Origin of the sequence: Shimia sp. CNT1-13L.2 (assembly GCF_024331145.1) — a bacterium.
Lineage (GTDB): Bacteria > Pseudomonadota > Alphaproteobacteria > Rhodobacterales > Rhodobacteraceae > Shimia.
Genome location: NZ_JANDJO010000004.1, coordinates 169,977 through 187,086, shown reverse-complemented (window position 1 = coordinate 187,086; position 17,110 = coordinate 169,977). Strand labels below are relative to the sequence as shown.

The window sequence follows — 17,110 nt, the reverse complement described above, 5'->3', positions numbered from 1 at the left end:
AAACCGCCCCTTTCTTTCATTTGCCCTGTTCCGCAGCCAGATGCGGGAAGCTGTCGACAAAGCGGGCGAACTTGTGTTGACCGCAGGTCACCGGCTCATAGCGTGCCGGATTGTCCGCCGTCACACAGGACGGCAGCGGCGCAAACTCGGCGTCATAGTCGGCGTCGATGAAGAACGGAATCGAGTAGCGCTCGCGCCCCGACGTGTTCACCACGCGATGCAGGTTGGCGATATAGCGGTCGTTGGTCAGCTTCTGCACAAGGTCGCCGATGTTGATGACAAAGGTGTCCTCGATCGGCGGACCCATCACCCAATCCCCGTCGCGGTTCATCACTTGCAGCCCGCCAACGTTGTCCTGGGCAAGAATGGTGAGGTTGCCATAGTCGGTGTGCGCGCCGATGCCCATCACGCTTTCGTCGATCTTGCCGGTCTGCGGCGGGTAGTGAAGAAGGCGCTGGATCGAGATCGGGTTGGTCATCTTCGGCGCAAAGAAGTCTTCGTCGAGATCCAGAGAGAGCGCAATGCCGCGCAGCAGTTTGGTCGACAGGGCCCGCATGTCCTGATGGTAGCCATAGATCACCTTGGCAAAATCCGGCAGTACCGCTTCAGACGGCCATTGGTTTGCCCCGAAAAACGGTGTGGCATCTCCCGGCGTCTCTGGACCAAGATCGAAACACTCTTTCAGATCCTTGGTGCGGGTCGGGTCGGTGTTCTCGCCGAACATCTCGATATAGCCCCGTAGTGCGGTGCCGGACTTGCTCACGTGCAGGTCCATCTTCTGTTCAAGCGGCAGGTCAAAGAACTGGCGGGTCTGGTCAAACGCGCCCTCGACAACGTCGCGGGCCACACCATGGTTCTTGACGTACATGAAGCCGACATTGGACAGCGCCCAGCGGATTTCCTTGGCGACTTTCTGTTTGTCGCTGCCATCCAAAAGTGGCGCTACGTCGATAACGGGGATCTGGTCAAACGACACGCGTGTGGCGCGCAGGGTGTCATCCAGCAGGGCGAGAGGGGATTGGGTCATTGCGGTCTCCTGTGTGTGGCGGGAACCTGCCCTCGCGCGTTCGGCCCGACAATTCTGAAAAAATTCATCTGAGTTTAGATGGATTCATCTATGGAGTGATCCTGTCCCTTGTGCTTTGGTGAAAGCGCAAACATCCAAGTTAGAGAAGGTAATGGCCCGTACCTACTATGATCTGCCCCCGCTAAGCGCGCTGGACGCCTTCGAGGCTGCCGCGCGTCATCGCAGTTTCAAACGTGCCGCGGGAGAGTTGAACGTGACCCCGGCCGCCGTCAGCCATCAGATCAAGGGGTTGGAAACCGAGCTGGGCCTTGTTCTGTTCGAAAGGCACCGGCGCGGGGTGGAACTGAACCCCGAGGGGGCCATGCTCTACGCCGCGCTTGAACGGGGGTTCTCCCAGATTGGCGAGGCGATAGCCGCGCTGCGCCACCAGGCCGAGCACCGGGGCGTGCGCATCGCATCAACAACCGCCCTATCTTACCTCTGGCTCACTCCGCGGCTCGCGCGGTTCTGGCGCGAGTTTCCAAACGTCCGGGTCACTCAGGAACTGAGCGATGTTGAACCCGAGGGCGCGCGCGCCGATCTTGAAATCCGCTATGGTCACATGTCCGAAGATGCGGGCGACTGTCGGCTTCTGTTCCGCGATGTGATGGTGCCTCTTGCCAGTCCCGCGTTCGCAGCCGAGCATCCCGTTACCTCGGTTGAGGAGCTGGCGAAACTGCCGCTCATTCACCTGCACTCACCAGAGGACGTCTATACAACATGGCCGGTCTGGTTCCGCGAGGTCGGCTATGAAGGCCCGCTCGGCGATCTTTTGCATCTCAACAACTACATCATCGCGCTTCAGGCGGCACAGGACGGGATCGGTGTTGTGCTGGGATGGCGCGAGGAAACCCGGCCGATGCTGGAAAGCGGGGCCTTGGTGCCCTTGATGGATCTCGAAGCACCGGCACCGCGCGAGTTCTATATTCGCGCCGCCACGGGGGCCTCGAAACAGGCTCTGTTACTGCGGGATTGGCTCGTTTGCGCCGCCGAAGGCGCCTAGGAAAAGAGGGGCCGATGTGGCCCCTCAATGTGCTTAGTAGCTCTGGTTCAACTCGTCCGCTGCCGGGATTTCACGTTCGCGGCGCGCGATGTAATCCAGAAGCGCTTCGTTCTTGGCTTCGTCCAGCTTCGGCTCTTCATAGTCGTTGAGCAGCTTGCGGGCGTGGTTCAAGGCGCGCTCGGTGATCTCGACACTACCTTCGGCCACCCATTGCTCGATCGAGTTGTTGTCGAACAATTCCGGCATGAAGAATGCGGTCTGGAAGTTTTCCTGCGTGTGCGGGTGGCCAAGATAGTGACCGCCCGGACCAACATCAGGCACGGCGCCCACGGCGGTGTCAAAGTCATCCCATTTCGGGCCTTCCGCCATGCGATAGGCCATCGCGCATTGCTCGGCATCCACCACGAACTTGGCAACCGAACAGTGCATACCCGCCTCGTTCCAACCGGCCGAGTGCCAGATATAGTTGGCGCCCGCGTGAATGACCGACGACAGCGTGGTCGCACTCTCGTACCCTGCCTGCGCATCAAAGGTCTTGGCCCCGCCAAGGGTGTTCGAAGTCCGCCACGGTACGTCATAGAATCGCGCCATCTGGCCGATCATAAAGTTCATCAGGCTGATCTCGGGGGTGCCTGCCATCGGTGCGCCCGACTTCATGCTCACGGTCGACAGGTAGTGACCATAGATCGCCGGCGCCCCGCGGCGGATCACCTGCGTATAGGCCAGGGCGGAAAGCGCCTCGGCATTCAGCTGCGCCACGGAGGCTGCCACAGATGCCGGCGTGTTGGCACCACCCAGCACGAAGGGTGAACACAGAACCGGCTGGTTGCGTTTGCAGAAGGCCCGCATCGCCCCCAGCATCGTCTCATCCCACACCAGCGGCGAGTTGCCGTTACAGTTGCCCGTGGTCACCGGGTTTTCCTCAAGGAAATCCTCGCCGAACAGGATTGCGCACATGTCCATGACATCCTCGGCGTTCTTGGGCGAGGTAGTCATGCCCATGAAGGTCTTGTCCGAGTACTTCATCGACGAATAGGTGATGCGCAGGTGCCGTTGCGAAATCGGGTGGTCGTAGGGTTCGACGATGTGGTGCGCTGACGAATGTAGCGCAGGGGACATATGCGCCAGCTTGTGGAACATGGCGAGATCGTCGAGCGTCGGGTTGCGACGCACGTCATCGAGGTCACGCAGGAACGGCGCACCGGTCATCGGCACAAAGATCGAATGTTTGCCTCCAAGGCGCACGTTCTTGGCCGGGTTGCGCGCGTGGTAGGTAAAGTCCGATGGGATCGTCGAAATCAGGTCCATCACCAGCGCACGGTCAAGATAGACGGTTTCGTCGACCACCTTGGCGCCAATGCGCTTCCAGTCTTCCAAGGCAATCGGATCGCGGAAGTGGACGCCCACGTTTTCGAGAATGTCCATCGACGCATTATGGATGCGTTCAACCTGGCTACCGTCCATGACCTCGCAAACGGGAATGTTGCGGGTCAGGCCGGGCAGCATTGCGAAATCGGGTGCCGTACGTGCCGCGCGGCGGGCGCTGCGACCGCCCGAGCGGGAACGGGTGCGAGGGGTTTCCATGTTCATTGCGATGTCTCCTTTGACCCTTACGGTAAAAGAGACAAACGGCCCCACACCTGCATGATTCCGAAATCTGTTTGCGAAAACCGACACTGCATGTGCCCATTGCGAATGCGATGGGCGGGTTGGTTTAGTGCCGTGTGCGCTTGTCCCAGATTGTCAGCGTCCCGAGTCGTGACAGGTGATGCACGCCCTCCTGATCCGCCATGCGCAGGTCGTCAGGTGTCGGGACAACACGTTCCTCGAACGCTTCGGGTGTCAAAGTGGTGATTTCGCGAAACTGCATGCCCTGACCATAATAGTCCCGACTGGACTGAACGGCCCTGAGGAGCCGCCCCTTACTGCGCAGGACGCCACCCGCGTTGCGCCCCGTACCGCAGCGTGATGTGACTTCCAGACCCTGGCTATTGACCGGATGCGCCTGCCAATCCCCCGTCACCGGATCATCGCTGTGGAAGATCGCAAGATAGCGGTACATGCCGCCTGCCATCGGCGATTCCATGGAGGTGATCAGCCACCAGCGCCCATCGTGTTCAAGCATCACGCTGTCTGCGCAGTTGACGCCTTCAAACACATTGCGCACCTTCTCCCAGCGATCTGGAAACCCGATGCACCGCCACAGCTCCAACGTGCCGTTCTTGCAGGTTTCCGGCAGCATCCACAGCTGGCCATCATGGCGGAACAGGAACGGGAACGAGGCATGACACCCCGGATCAAGCACCTGAACGGCCTTTGATGGCCCTGCGTCCAGACGCATCGCCGCGATGGTGGCGCGATCCTTGAAATAGTTCAGGTCTTCAAAGAACGCCCATGTCTCGCCATTCTGTTCGATCAGGAAAGGATCGGCATAGTAGTGGCCAAAGGGGCAGGGCATGTCGGTCACCGACCCGTCCGCCGCCTTGTAGTGCACCCCGAAATACTCCTTGTACATCCGCCAGAACGGGTTGTGATCGAGGTGGAAATCATCCAGCCGATGCAGAAACTGATCCAGCACCTTGTTCACGCGATAATAGGCGCGGGAAAACCAGTCTGCCCAGATTGGAAAACTGGGCCGCACCTTGTTGCGCGTCGAAAGAAAACGCGCAGGGCGCCCCGAACTGATGTCGACATCCTTCTGCGGGAGCACGACGTCACCCTTGCAGGTTGCTTCGGCCATGATTGCATTCAGAACCGCCTGATCGTTCATGTGTCGCTCGATCCGCTCCTTTGGGCGGATGATCTCTGGGTCGGCCGACAACTCACACCAGCGCCGCATGAAATCGCGCATCACCGGGTTGGCGGCATCCACGCCCACAAGGCCCGTCACACACTCGCGCGTGCCCCAAGTCCAGCGCGGGACATCCAAAGCATCCAGCACCCGCGGATCACAGCGTTCCTGCAAAGGGGCCTGTCCATGCAATAAGTAGATCCCATGTTGATCGATGTGATCCAGCATCTCGCTCGGCGACGCCAGTGGCAGGTTGGCGCTGTCCATCCAGATCACGGGGCCGGATGCGCGTTCCACCTCCGGCCAGAAAAGATGCGCTTTCCAGGCATAGCTCCCGGCCGAGGGGACGTATTGTTCCGGCAGACCCTCGTAAGAAAACGTCTCCCATCGCACCCAGGGAAAATCGCGCTCAAGCCGCGCCCTCTGTTCCGCTTCCATGCCAAGATCATAGGCCGCCCACTCCGCCTGTTCGGTCCAGCCCTTGCGCTGAGCCGCACGCAGCAGTTGATGCAGGCACCGCCAATAACGCGCATCAGCAGCGGTCACGAAAAGTGGAAGAGGCTTGGTCATCGCAATCCGAGTCATGAAATGGAATTCCCGACCACTAAACCCCCTTGTGCACCATTTTACCACCCTGCGCCAAAGGAGACAGTTTGCGCTGCGCCTGCCACCTGTTACACGGGAAGGGCGCAACTGGGGGACAGGGATGAGTTGGGTTATCTGGACAGCTATCCTATTGATCGCGGCGGTTTACCTTGCCTGGCGGCTGCTGTTCCTGTTCGAAGGGGAAAGGTTTTTTCGAGACGTTCTGCACGAATGGCGTCTGTCGCGAAAGTCACTGGCGCAACTCGATGCAGAGTGGGCCGCTTCCCCTGCGAAATCCGACACGATCATCAGCCTGACAACGATCCCAAGCCGCATTTCGCGCATCGACTATGCGCTGAAAGGCCTTCTGGCCCAGTCGCGCCCGCCGAAAAAGATCGTTGTGAACATCCCCGATCATTCCCTGCGCGAAGATTGCGCCTATGAGGTGCCGCCCCATCTGAGTGCCCTGCAAGGCGTTGATATCCACCGTTGTGGTCGCGACTGGGGGCCCGCGACCAAGCTGATCCCAACCTTGCTATCCTCTGACAACCCGGACCAGCCGATCCTCGTGGTTGACGACGACCGCATATATCCACGCGACACGCTTGAAGAGGTCGAGAAACACGCCTCCCGCTTGCCGGATGCCGCCCTGACCAACGCGGGCTGGATCGTGCCCGGTGACCTGACCGATGGCCCAACGCGGGTCATGGACAACCTGCTGAAACGCGCGCCCGCGCCCCTGCGGGGGCATCGCCTGCGTCAACCCGAAGTGGTTGATGTCCTTCTGGGTGTCTTCGCCTATCTGGTGCGCCCCCGTTTCTTCGACTTGGAAGAAATGACCGATTTCTCGGAAACCCCGCGTGCCGCGTTTCTTGCCGATGACGTGCGCACCTCGGCCCTGTGCAACGCGCCCTGCCTCGTGGTGCCAAACAACGGCCTCAGCTATCTGCCGTGGCAGGACTTCAAGCATTTCAAGGAAACCTCGCTGGGCCGGATCAACGCCGGGGAAGGCGGGCCGGAAACCCGCAACAATACGATTGCCATCCGCCATTATGCAGATCGCTGGCGCGTCGGCGGACACAATCTGGCGTCCTCACAAGAAACCGTTTAGCGTTCTCCCAAGGTCGATGGGCAAGGAATTTTCGTGACTACTTCATCCAAAAAGCAGGGTATTGGCAGGATGTTTGCCGAAAAGGCCCCGGTGGTGCGCTACCTATTGGTCACCAGCGGTATCATGCGCGATCCGATTGTCTTTCTGGTGATTTTCAGCAGCCTCAGCCGCGCTGGTCTGATGTTTTCGATCAACGAAACAGCCAAGACCGCGGAACAGGGCGTGGGTTGGTCCGCAGTCTGGATCGGGGTTTCGGCGGTGCTGATGCTGGCCTTCGGATATGTCCTCAAAATGCGGACCCATGTCCTGATCGAACGCATCCGCAAAAAGACCCGCATCCGTCTGACCAAGACCCTGACCCGCGCCGATATTGATTTCCTGTTGTCCAGCCCACACGGTCGGGTGCATCAGGCGATCACCCACGAGGTCGACAACCTCTCCGGCGCAATCAACACCGTGATCGGCGCGGTCGAGGCCACGGTCATCATCCTGTTCGCGGTGCCCTACCTGTTCTGGATCAGCTGGGAAACCGGCATGGCCACGGTTGGGGCGATGGTCATCGGCGCGCTGGGCTACCAGTTCTTCGACCGGCCCGCCCGCACCAGACTGCATCGCGCATCGCAGGATCGCGCCGCCTATTGGGATCGTGTCCGCGACCTGCTGTCCGGCTGGAAAGAACTGCGTCTGCGCCAAAGCCGCCGCGCCGCGCTTGAAAGCGAGACGCTCGAGATCATCGAGGACACCAGCCGCCATACAATTGATGCCGAACGCATGTTCGCGGCCTCCACCGCCCTTGGGCAGACCGCGGTGATCCTTTTGTTGTGTTTCGTCGTCATCCTCCTGCCGGTTCTGCCCGGCGGCAGCGTGGCCCTGATGTTCCAGGTTCTGACGATCATTTTCCTGACCAACGGACCGATTGAATATTTCTTCGGCGCCCTGCCGATCCTTGCCAGCGCCGAAAACTCCTTCAACCGGATTCACGAGGTGGAAGAGGCCCTGACACATGCGCAGTCAGCTTCCATCGACAGTGATCAGCCCGCCCCGACATCCTTCAGGGAAGTCCGGCTCGAAAATATCTCTGCCAGCGTGTCCGAACCCGGCCGCGAAGATGCGGAAACCTTTCACCTCGGCCCGGTTGATCTTACCTTCTCACCCGGCGAAACAATCTTCATCTGTGGTGGCAATGGCTCGGGCAAGACCACCCTGCTCGACATCATCACCGGTCTGCGACGCCCGGATCAGGGGGAAATCTACCTTGATGGCGCGCCGCTGGACGATCAAAGCCGCCATACCTACCGCGAGCTGTTCTCGTCGGTCTTCAGCGGTTTCTACCTGTTCCCACGCGCCTATGGCCTCAGCTCTGAGGAAATCGAGCGTATGGAGCGCCGCATCGCCGATCTGAACCTGTCTGACCGCGTCAACATGCACGAGGATCGCTTTTCGTCGCTGTCCCTGTCCGCCGGCCAAAAACGCCGTCTGGCCCTCTCGCTTGCCCTGGCCGAACAACGCCCCATCATCGTTCTGGATGAATTTGCCGCCGATCAGGACCCGGCCAACCGGGCGTTTTTCTACGACGTTCTTGTGCCAGAACTCGCGGCTTCGGGTCAGTTGGTCATCGCGATTACACATGATGAACACCAGTTCCACAAATGCGATCGCCTGATCCGCATGGAAGCGGGCAGGGTTGTGCAGGACCAGCGACAGGACCATCACGCGACACAGGTGTCGGGGTGATCCCCTCGCGCCTCACCGTGCGCCTTCTGGCGCTGTCGATCCTCTGCACGGGGTTCGTCATTGTCGTGGTCAACATCCTGATCTACCGCGCCCGCATCGTGTTCGCCGTTCTGCACCCCGAGTATGTCTCGGAGCAACCGGCCACCATCAGCCGCGCACTCTCTGCCCCGCAGGTGGGTGAGCCCTTTGCCATCTGGATGGCGATCTGCGCTCCGATCCTTTTTTTTGGTGTCTCTGCACTGGTCTACGGCGCATGGCGCGAACAGGCGCGCACCGGTCCCACGGATCGGGGCATCTTCTGGCTCTCCCTGATTGTGGTTCTGCTTCAGGCAATGGCCAGCGTCGGTATGGTCTTGCTAAGCCACTACCGCTTTCCGGATCACCATGAAATGCACATGGTTGGCTCTTACCTTTTCTTCTTCTCACAGGCCTTCGTCGTCGTCTTCGGGGAGTTCCTTTCGCGCCGCCACGGTGCCCTGGAAGAGGGGCGCAGCTTCATGGACAAAAGGGGCGGAAACCTGCGGCGCGTCTATATCTGGGTGCCGGTCTGCCTTGGTGTGGCCTATCTCTTTCTATTCGTGATCAAGGGATACGATCTCGGCCCGATCAGCGTGCCACTTTACGCGGCCTATACCGTGACAGAGCCCATGCTGCTCTCGTCATTCCTTGGCTACGTCCTGTCCTACCACTTCGATATGGGACGGGCGATCTGGCGCTACTTGCGCGCCTGATCCTCGTTTCGCAACATGGCCGTGGCACGCCGCGCCCGTTGAAGCGCCGTTGCGTGTGACAATAGCGCGAATATGGCAAGTCCGCCCATCACGATCAGGTCTGCGTGGGTGCGAAACACGCCCGCGATCACCAGCATCACACAGAGAAAGATCACCCGCTCAAGCCGTTCGAAAAAGTCCGGCCAATCCTCGTTGCTGATCGGGATTTCGATGGCAGTGCGCGCCTTGGCATAGCTGGTGATAACGCTGCCCGAAAAGGCCAGCAGCGCCAGCGCCCAAAGGTCGTGCATCCACGCCAATGCGCCCAGAACGGCAAGTTCCTGATAGCGGTCCACCATGGCATCGAAATACCCACCTGCCTTGCTGCGCATGTCCCGCCGGCGCGCCACCGCTCCGTCCAGCGCATCAAAGGCAAAAGCCACCGCCAGCGTCAGCCCATAGATCCACGGGTTGCCGTGCCAGAGGTAGGCTGCCGAGACCAGAATGATCAGCACCAGCCCCGCAAAGGTCACCTGATTGGGTGTCCACTTGGCGCGGACAAGCGGTGTCGACATGGCCTCCCACATCGGGTCGATCTTGGATTTGATAAGCCCGTCGATCATATCGCTCTCCTACTGGTAGCTGCGCACCACGTGGCGGCGGATTTTTTCAAGCCGCGCATTGCGGTGGGCAAGCGCATCCACACGCTGCGGATTGGGGGTATAGGTCGCCGTGGTCTGGTGCCGCAGACGCGCGGCCGCCTCAAACGCGTTCTGCGCCCATCCCTGGTAGCTGGCCGCAAGGGTCGCCGCGCCCAGAACACCCGCATGACGTGCGCCACCCACATGAACCTCGCGATCCAGTGCGTCTGCAACCGTCTGTGCGAATGCGGCATTTGCCGCCACGCCGCCCACCATACGCAAGGGGCGGTTCGTCAGAACACCCCGTTCACGGCTGACCTTGTCATAGGCCCACCGCAGATTCAGCGCGACACCTTCGACCGCCGCGCGACGGATGGCGCGGGCATCATGGTGCAGGGCAAGCCCGTGAAACGCGCCTCTTACGGCTTCGTTGTCCACCGGAACACGTTCACCGGCAAGCCACGGCAGGAAATAGGGATCATCCGCTTGCGGTGTGCCCATGTCGTCGAATGCCCCCGCCAGCGCCTCGCCTTCGGTTTTGCCGCCACTCATCCGGACCGCCCACTCCATCGCCGATCCCGCATTCTCCTGCGAGGCGACAAGCAGTGGCCGATAGCTAAGGCTGGATGAAATCGTGGCGTAGGAACTTGCCACGTTCAACACGCGTCCCGGCATGAAACCGGCAATCCAGAGGCTGGTCGCCGCCGAGACATGCAGCGCCCCGTCTTCCACCTCGCCTGATCCCAACGCTGCCGCGGTCACATCCGATGTGCCCCCAAGGACGACGGTGTCCGCCCGCAACCCAAGTTCATCCGCGGCCCTCGCGGACAGGCGGTCCACAACCGCTTCGCCATCCACGATCTCCGGCATCTTGTCCAACCCGATGCCGGTCATGCGCGACAGGGTTTCAGACCACCCTTCACGCCCTTTGCGCGTATCCATCAACCACGTCAGGTTGGCGCTTTCCGAACTCGTGGTGAACACGCCCGTGGCGCGATGGATCAGCCAGTCTTTCACATCCAGCAGCCACCGAGTGCGGGCAAAAACATCGGCTTCGTTCTGCATGACCCACAGGATCTTGGCCGTCGGGTCCATGCCGTTCTTGGCCGGCGCACCATTCGCGATCCTGAGCCAGCGGGCGAGCTTGAACGCGCCGTACCCAGCGACAGTCGGAAACCCGCCCACCAGCGACTGGCCCGTCTCTGCCGCCCTTTTGTCCAACCATGTCAAACAGGGCCGCAGCGCCGCGCCACTTTCGTCGGCACAGATCACACCGCAAAGCTGGCTTGAAAACACGATCACGTTCACGCGGGTTTGCAGGTCCGGCAATTCTTCGGCAAGGCGACGCACCGCACGCACGAAACCCTGCCAAAGGTCATCCGGCGCCTGCTCGGCGATCCCGCCGGGGGCAAGATGCATGGGATAGGTCTCGGTCGTCCGTGCAAGCAGGGTCAGGCTTTCGTCCACGACGCCCACCTTGACACCGGACGTGCCGAAATCGGCCGAGATCACGAGATCGCCCATACCTGTTGTCTATCCCTCTTCGCGCCGGTTTTCGCCGCGCGTCAATTGCTTGTCATGTTTCGTCGCACGCTGGCACGGATGCGCCGTGCTTGTCCACCGCGGCCTGATAAAGTGCGACGTAACGCGGCCCGACCTGCGCCACGTCAAAGGTTTCGGCCCGCGCCATTGCCCATGTGCGCAAATCCAGCGCCTTCTGCTGGTCCGAGGCAAGCAGGACAATGCGGTCCGCCAGGGCCACAGGATCACCCGGCGGCACCAGCAGCGTCTCGCCGCCATTGGCCAGAACGGTGGCGTATCCCTCGTTCTCTGCCGCAATCGGTATGGTGCCCGCTGCCATCGCCTCGATCAGAACAAGGCCAAAGCTTTCGCCGCCCGTTGCTGGTGCGGCAAAGAAATCGGCGCGCGCAACCAGCGCACGGGCCGCCTCGTTGTCGGGGGGCGGAAGAAAGCGGATCGAACGCATGCCCTGCGCCGCGTCGCGCAATGCGCCCTCCATGCTGCCCTTGCCTGCAATGGTCAGGCGCGCAGCCGGCAGGCGTCGGGACACCTCTTTCCAGGCTTCCACCAGAACATGCACACCTTTTCGCTCTTCCAGCCGCCCCAGATAGATCACGTGCGGCCCGTCTTCGGAATGCCTCGGCCCCTGCCGGACATCCCGCCACTCTGAAAGATCAATCGCGGGCGCCAGAATTTTGGGAACCGGATCATGCCCGCGCGCTTCCCATTGCGCCTGGGGCGCCCGCGAGGGCACGACGATACCTTCGAGGCGCTCGTCAAAGTATTTGGCAGCGCGGCCCAGGAACCATGTCATCGGGTCAAACCCGCCCCCTTCCGGCAGGGTCGCGTGGAAGGTGGCGACGGTTGGCAGCTCCAGTGCCTTCCAAACCTGCCAGCCGAGCATCGGGGTCCACGGCGTATGCAGGTGAACCACATCCGCCCCCCAGTCGAAAAGCGCCATCGACGCGCCTTCGATCTCGCTCTTGCTGGCGCGGCTTAGTTCGAAATGCGTGCCGTGCATCGAGATTTCGCGCACCCTGCCAAGGGTCATCACATCCGGCGCGCCCCCCTTGCCCGGAGGCGCAATGATCTGAACGTCGTGGCCCTGCCGCTCCAGCCAGTTGCTCAGGTCACGAACATGGCTTTGCACACCGCCCGGGCGGTCCATTGCATAGGGGCTAACCTGCACGATCTTCATGGTGGCAACCGGCCCCTTGAAACTTGCGAACGCTTCTTCCCTACCATAGGCTCACCCTCAAATTCGAGCCATTTCAGGATCTTGTAATACGATGACAGATACTGCCTTGATTGTTGCGGCCGGGCGCGGCATCCGCATGGGGCCACGTGGCACCCTTACGCCCAAGGGCCTGTTGAAAATCAACGACACCCCGCTCGTGGCGCGATCCGTCAATCTCCTGCAAGCCAAAGGCGTTTCGCGCGTGCGCATCGTGACCGGGCATCTGGCGGACCAATACGAGGATATCTTCGGCACCATGCCGGGGGTCGAACTGGTGCACAATCCTGACTTCGCGACCACTGGCAGCCTTCGGTCCATGATGACCGGTCTCGAAGATCTCTCGGGGCCTTTCGTGCTTCTGGAATCCGATCTGATCTACGAAACCGCCGCGCTTGCGCCCGTTCTTGACGGGCCATCGACAATCCTTGTGTCCGGCGTGACCGGATCAGGGGACGAGGTTTACATCTGGACCCGTGACGAAACCATTTTCGACACCATGTCCAAGAAGATCGACGCCCAGCCTCGCGCCCATTTCGGCGAACTGACCGGTCTCAGCAGGTTTGACGCCGAAGACACCGAGCGCCTGAAAACCGCCGCACGCGCGGTTCTCGCTGAAGACGCCAAGGCCGATTACGAGGACTCGGTGATCCGGTTGGCGCAGACCCGCGATATCGCCTGCACCCTGATCCCTGATCTGGCGTGGAGCGAGGTGGACACCGAGGAAATGCTCTCGCGTGCGATCGGCACCATCTGGCCGCGGATTCAGGAGCGCGACACCCAGTTAGCGACGGCCGGGTAGCCCGTTCATCCGGATCTGAAGGATCATCACAAGGATCAGGGCGAACACCAACGGCGCCGTGGTGGCCGGCAAGGGGGCCATCGTGCCGATTTCGCCCAGAGACCAGAACGCCTTGACCGACACCAGCGTGACATACCCCAGCGTCCCCAACGCCAACAGGCGCCACCATGCGATCAACCGGCCACTGCGTGCGGCCTGGGCAAGGCTGGCGCCCAGAAGGGCAAAGACCCCGGGCAGAAACAGCGCTAGATATCGCCGTGCGACCGCGGTTTGCCCGTCTGCCGTTTTGGGTGTGCCTTCGAGGGTGGCGATCTGTCGAAGCGCCGCATTGGGCAGGTAGAAGCTCCAGATATCGTGATACTCAAGATGCGCCTGCCGCAGCGGGAATTGCAGCACCAGCCGGTCATGGCGTACGGGAAACAGCACCTGCCCACCCGAAGGGGACCAGACCACCACGTTCTCCAAAATCCATTCCTGATCGGTCGCTCCGGGAATGGCACGGTCCGCCTGCGTGATGCTGCGCAGCGCAGGTTCATCAACGCCTTCGAAAACCATCACCTCGCGCAGTTCCGGGTTTGTGTCCCTCAGAACCCGCGCCCGGATTGCGCGATTGCCGTCAAGAAACCAGCGCGGTCCACTTTCCCCCCGACGAAACCGGTGGGCATAAGATCCGATGCCAAGGTCGGTCTGGGCAAACACCGCCGCAGGGCGCAGCCAGCCTTCCAGCGCCACCTGTGCGCCGCCCACGATGCCCCCAACCCACAACATCGAGGCAAGGAACATGCCCGGACCGGCACCTGCCGCGGCAAGGATGACATTCTCCATGCGCTGATGACGCAAAAGCTCCGCCACAAAGGCCCCGGCAAGACAGGCCATCGGCAAGAGGCGCGTCACGATATCAGCCGCCCGGTAGCTCAGGTATTGCGCCAATACCAAGGGCAGCGCCTGTCCTGTTTCCGCAACATGCGCCCGCACCTCGTCAAGCGTCTCGGTCAGGTCAATGGCAATGGCAACGGTCAGCAGAACAAACATCACGAAGGCAATCGCCTGCAGATGCGTCATGACAATCATGCGCCGGGCCACTCCGCCGCGCCATCTCATGCGTCACCTCTGACCGGGATCATGATCGCTTCACCGCGCATCAGCACATAGGCAAGCGGTGGTCCAAGATAGGCGAGCATCGTCAACGCCACCAACCCCACGAACGGCAGGCTGCCGACCGTATCCAGAACAAGAGTCCGGCCCAGAACGTCATAAAACAGCAGCAGAACCGCCGCGAGAGGCAGGCTGGCAAACCGCATCAGGCCGCGCCCCGCCGCAAGCACGGCAGCCACCGCAAGAAGCGCCGCCGTTGGGACAAGGATTGCGCGCGACAGCACTTCGGCAAGGCGTTTGAGAGGCACCTCGCCCAGCACCAGCGGCCGCTCCCAGGTCTGTCGAACCTTGCTGACCTCGGAAACGATTTTCTGCATCTCGAAATCGAACCCCGCATTCCGGGCGCGAAAGACGCTGATTGGCAGGGGGCGGGCGTCTGCTGGCAGGCCTTCATAGGCCGTTGTTTGGTTCATTTGCAGCCGGTAGCTGCCTTCGCCGTCCGGCCCGGTCACGGTCCAGTCGTGCGATTGCCCGACGCGCCACGATCCGCTCGGATGCGCCTGAAAGGCAAAAAGCTTGCCGCGCTCCTGTTCGGTGCTTGCAGGCGGGGTCGCAATAAAGGTGATGTCCTCGATCGTTTGCAGCGTATTGCGCGGCCCGGCCTCCAGAACCTGCGCCAGGATATAGTCCTTTCGCAACTCCGCCTGCGTGATCCGCTCGCCAAATCGGGCAGCAGGCACAAGATAGCCGGACACCAGTACCGACAGCATGGCGCCAATCGCGCCCATCCAGATCGCGAACCAGAGAATGCGCGCCCAGCTCACGCCGCTAGTGGCCAGAATGACAAGCTCTCCCCGCCGCCGCGCATCGCTCAGGGCAAAATAAAGGGCGATCAGCATGCCAAGGGCCAGGGCAAGATCAATGATCTCAGGTGCCTTATAGCCGAGCAGTGTCAGCACATGCAGGCTGCCGCCGCCATGCCGGATGGCCCCTTCCATCAGCGTGGTGAAACTCTCGGCCAAGAATACGGCGACCACCAACCCCACGAGCAAGGCAAGCCGTGCAACGGTCGGCACGGCGAGGATGCGAAAAACGGGGCCGGGTCGGATCATGGGGTGATTGTCCGTTTCCCTGCCATTGCTTGCAACCCTTTCACAGCATCGACCAAAGCATTGCTCCAGCCGTCACCCCCGCACCGGCGGCGATCCAGCTGTCGAAAATGTCGAAGGCCCCGCCCTGCCGTTTCAGAACAACGGGATAATCCTTAACGCCCCCAATCCGCTTGAGCCGCGACGCACCAAGATCTCCGGCAAGGCCAAGCACACCCACCGCCACCGCGATACCGCAGGCTAGACCAACCGGTTCCCCAACAAGAGAGGCAACGCCTGCGGCCGTTATCACGAGGCAGACCGTGCCGCCCAATAGCCCCTCAACCGTCTTGCGCGGGCTCAGAACGGGAAAGGCCTTGGTCCTGCCAAAGACCTTGCCCACCACAAGCGCGTAGCTGTCGAAGGTTTCAATCAGGACATAGATCGCCAGCATCAGCGCCGTCAGTTCAGGACGCAGTACCCCCTGGGCAAGGATGGCAACGGGAAGCGCGGGAAACAAAAGCACCTCGATCACGGCGCGCCATTTGCTGTTGTCCGCCCACGGAACCGCCAGCAGCCGCCCTGCGACAAGAAACCAAAGCGCGATCAGCGTCGGGGCCACCGCTTCGTGCAGAACCGAGCCCAGCGTCAGCAACACAGCCACGCTGCCAAAAACGTAACCGTTTCCAAGGCGCACCTGCGCCGCCTCAAACGTCACGCGCCCGGCCAGCAACAAAAAGAACACCATCAGCGCCCATGGACCGGCCAGAAACACGCCAATCAACACGGCTGCGGTGATCGCAAGGCTCCCAAATGCGCCGACAAGGTCGCTGGCAACCTTCCGGCCGGCTGGCACCATCATCAAGATCGCGATGGTCGTGGCGCCAATGGCAAGCAAGACCCCGGCGGCATAGGCAATCTGAACAACGCTCACCGGTTCACCTTGCGAATGATACGCGCTTGATGCCACCGCAGCAGCGGCGCAATCAGGCTGGTCAAACGGTTCAGCGCCTTCATCTGCGCCCCGGGAGCATCCACGAAACGCCCCGCATCCATGCCATCCAGCAGCGACGCGGCCACCGCCTCGGCGCTCCAGAGGCCACCGCCTTCGGTGATCTTCTGCGTGGCCATCGGCTTGGTCCGTTTTTCTGCCACCAACTGTGGCGTATCCGTATCTGGCGGATAGCTGAGGGTCAGGCCAATCCCGTCCTCTTCCAGCTCAAGCCGAAGCACCTCGGCAAGGCCGCGAAGGGCGAATTTCGACGGCGCATAGGCCCCATAGCCATAGATGCCAAAGAACGCGGCCCCAGAGGCGATCACCCCGACCTTGCCGCCGCCAGCCGCCGCCATCGGCCCCCGCAAAGCGTGCAGGAAATACAACGTGCCGAAATAGTTCACGGCCATCTGCGTTTCGTGCGCTTCAAGCGACTGCTCGCGGAACAATCCCGGTTCGGCAATCCCCGCGCTGGCAATGGCAATTTCGGGGGCACCCACCTTGGCAATCGCGGCCTCAACCACCGCCGCAAGAGCGCTTTTGTCACTCACATCCACCGAAAAGACATGCACCTCGGCCCCCGGCGTTTCGGCCCGCACACCATTAGCCGCCTGTGTCAGCTTGCCCGCATCCCTGGCAAACATGACCACCACGTGCCCGCGTTTCGCCAAGAGCTTTGCCGCCGCCAGACCAATTCCGCTGGAACCCCCAGTCACGAAGGCGGCGCGCACGGTC

Annotated in this window: 15 protein-coding genes; 5 read left to right on the top strand and 10 right to left on the bottom strand. The window is 61.4% G+C overall.

The features are described from left to right. Positions 1-16: 16 nt before the first annotated feature. Entirely contained in the window at positions 17-1,027 is a 1,011-nt protein-coding gene (locus NNA36_RS10700; RefSeq protein WP_255107014.1) for an isopenicillin N synthase family oxygenase, read from the bottom strand. Positions 1,028-1,178: 151 nt separating this feature from the next. Between NNA36_RS10700 and NNA36_RS10695 the strand changes: the two genes are divergently transcribed. After that, positions 1,179-2,069 (top strand): LysR family transcriptional regulator, encoded by an 891-nt coding sequence (locus NNA36_RS10695; protein ID WP_255107013.1) that lies wholly within the window; start codon positions 1,179-1,181, stop codon positions 2,067-2,069. A 33-nt stretch (positions 2,070-2,102) separates the two neighbouring features. Here the strand turns inward: NNA36_RS10695 and NNA36_RS10690 are convergent, their stop codons facing one another. Continuing rightward, a complete protein-coding gene (locus NNA36_RS10690) occupies positions 2,103-3,659 on the bottom strand; it encodes a trimethylamine methyltransferase family protein (RefSeq protein ID WP_255107012.1) in 1,557 nt (518 codons plus the stop codon). A gap of 124 nt (positions 3,660-3,783) precedes the next feature. Beyond that, complete coding sequence (locus NNA36_RS10685; protein WP_255107011.1) at positions 3,784-5,445, bottom strand: hypothetical protein; 1,662 nt, start codon at positions 5,443-5,445, stop codon at positions 3,784-3,786. 121 nt (positions 5,446-5,566) lie between these two features. On the opposite strand from NNA36_RS10685, the gene NNA36_RS10680 reads away from it, so the two are divergent. Genes NNA36_RS10680 through NNA36_RS10670 form a run of 3 tightly spaced genes read left to right on the top strand, consistent with a single transcriptional unit; the run spans position 5,567 to position 9,021 of the window. Continuing rightward, positions 5,567-6,556: a hypothetical protein gene (locus NNA36_RS10680; protein ID WP_255107010.1), complete on the top strand. Its 990-nt coding sequence runs from the start codon at positions 5,567-5,569 to the stop codon at positions 6,554-6,556. Positions 6,557-6,589: 33 nt separating this feature from the next. Further along, positions 6,590-8,290 (top strand): cyclic peptide export ABC transporter, encoded by a 1,701-nt coding sequence (locus tag NNA36_RS10675; RefSeq protein ID WP_255107009.1) that lies wholly within the window; start codon positions 6,590-6,592, stop codon positions 8,288-8,290. Next, positions 8,287-9,021 (top strand): hypothetical protein, encoded by a 735-nt coding sequence (locus tag NNA36_RS10670; protein WP_255107008.1) that lies wholly within the window; start codon positions 8,287-8,289, stop codon positions 9,019-9,021. Before NNA36_RS10675 ends, NNA36_RS10670 begins: the two co-directional genes overlap by 4 nt. Here the strand turns inward: NNA36_RS10670 and NNA36_RS10665 are convergent. From NNA36_RS10665 to NNA36_RS10655, 3 genes are read right to left on the bottom strand one after another with little or no spacing between them, the layout of a single operon-like run. Continuing rightward, the gene (locus tag NNA36_RS10665) at positions 9,006-9,623 is read right to left on the bottom strand and encodes a CDP-alcohol phosphatidyltransferase family protein (RefSeq protein ID WP_255107007.1); all 618 of its coding nucleotides are present in this window, start codon (positions 9,621-9,623) and stop codon (positions 9,006-9,008) included. The genes NNA36_RS10670 and NNA36_RS10665 overlap by 16 nt on opposite strands. A 9-nt stretch (positions 9,624-9,632) precedes the next feature. After that, positions 9,633-11,165, bottom strand: coding sequence for an FGGY-family carbohydrate kinase (locus NNA36_RS10660; RefSeq protein WP_255107006.1), 1,533 nt, complete (start codon positions 11,163-11,165; stop codon positions 9,633-9,635). Between the two features lie 52 nt (positions 11,166-11,217). After that, positions 11,218-12,360 (bottom strand): glycosyltransferase family 4 protein, encoded by a 1,143-nt coding sequence (locus NNA36_RS10655; protein ID WP_255107005.1) that lies wholly within the window; start codon positions 12,358-12,360, stop codon positions 11,218-11,220. 91 nt (positions 12,361-12,451) lie between these two features. On the opposite strand from NNA36_RS10655, the gene NNA36_RS10650 reads away from it, so the two are divergent. Further along, entirely contained in the window at positions 12,452-13,198 is a 747-nt protein-coding gene (locus tag NNA36_RS10650; protein WP_255107004.1) for a phosphocholine cytidylyltransferase family protein, read from the top strand. Here the strand turns inward: NNA36_RS10650 and NNA36_RS10645 are convergent. From NNA36_RS10645 to NNA36_RS10630, 4 genes are read right to left on the bottom strand one after another with little or no spacing between them, the layout of a single operon-like run. Then, a complete protein-coding gene (locus NNA36_RS10645; RefSeq protein ID WP_255107003.1) occupies positions 13,181-14,260 on the bottom strand; it encodes an LptF/LptG family permease in 1,080 nt (359 codons plus the stop codon). The two genes, NNA36_RS10650 and NNA36_RS10645, sit on opposite strands and share 18 nt — an antisense overlap. A 35-nt stretch (positions 14,261-14,295) precedes the next feature. Continuing rightward, positions 14,296-15,405 (bottom strand): LptF/LptG family permease, encoded by a 1,110-nt coding sequence (locus tag NNA36_RS10640; protein ID WP_255107002.1) that lies wholly within the window; start codon positions 15,403-15,405, stop codon positions 14,296-14,298. 40 nt (positions 15,406-15,445) lie between these two features. Further along, positions 15,446-16,315: a phosphatidate cytidylyltransferase gene (locus NNA36_RS10635; RefSeq protein WP_255107001.1), complete on the bottom strand. Its 870-nt coding sequence runs from the start codon at positions 16,313-16,315 to the stop codon at positions 15,446-15,448. Continuing rightward, positions 16,312-17,106 carry an SDR family oxidoreductase gene (locus NNA36_RS10630; RefSeq protein ID WP_255107000.1) on the bottom strand — a complete coding sequence of 265 codons (795 nt, stop codon included), beginning with the start codon at positions 17,104-17,106 and terminating at the stop codon, positions 16,312-16,314. Before NNA36_RS10630 ends, NNA36_RS10635 begins: the two co-directional genes overlap by 4 nt. Between the last annotated feature and the right edge of the window lie 4 nt (positions 17,107-17,110).

Bases quoted from the DNA above. Each gene is read 5' to 3' on its own strand.
- NNA36_RS10665 (WP_255107007.1), bottom strand. From the start codon at position 9,623: ATGATCGACGGGCTTATCAAATCCAAGATCGACCCGATGTGGGAGGCC.
- NNA36_RS10645 (WP_255107003.1), bottom strand. From the start codon at position 14,260: ATGACGCATCTGCAGGCGATTGCCTTCGTGATGTTTGTTCTGCTGACC.
- NNA36_RS10680 (WP_255107010.1), top strand. From the start codon at position 5,567: ATGAGTTGGGTTATCTGGACAGCTATCCTATTGATCGCGGCGGTTTAC.
- NNA36_RS10655 (WP_255107005.1), bottom strand. From the start codon at position 12,360: ATGAAGATCGTGCAGGTTAGCCCCTATGCAATGGACCGCCCGGGCGGT.
- NNA36_RS10660 (WP_255107006.1), bottom strand. From the start codon at position 11,165: ATGGGCGATCTCGTGATCTCGGCCGATTTCGGCACGTCCGGTGTCAAG.
- NNA36_RS10650 (WP_255107004.1), top strand. From the start codon at position 12,452: ATGACAGATACTGCCTTGATTGTTGCGGCCGGGCGCGGCATCCGCATG.
- NNA36_RS10685 (WP_255107011.1), bottom strand. From the start codon at position 5,445: ATGACTCGGATTGCGATGACCAAGCCTCTTCCACTTTTCGTGACCGCT.
- NNA36_RS10695 (WP_255107013.1), top strand. From the start codon at position 1,179: ATGGCCCGTACCTACTATGATCTGCCCCCGCTAAGCGCGCTGGACGCC.
- NNA36_RS10690 (WP_255107012.1), bottom strand. From the start codon at position 3,659: ATGAACATGGAAACCCCTCGCACCCGTTCCCGCTCGGGCGGTCGCAGC.
- NNA36_RS10700 (WP_255107014.1), bottom strand. From the start codon at position 1,027: ATGACCCAATCCCCTCTCGCCCTGCTGGATGACACCCTGCGCGCCACA.
- NNA36_RS10640 (WP_255107002.1), bottom strand. From the start codon at position 15,405: ATGATCCGACCCGGCCCCGTTTTTCGCATCCTCGCCGTGCCGACCGTT.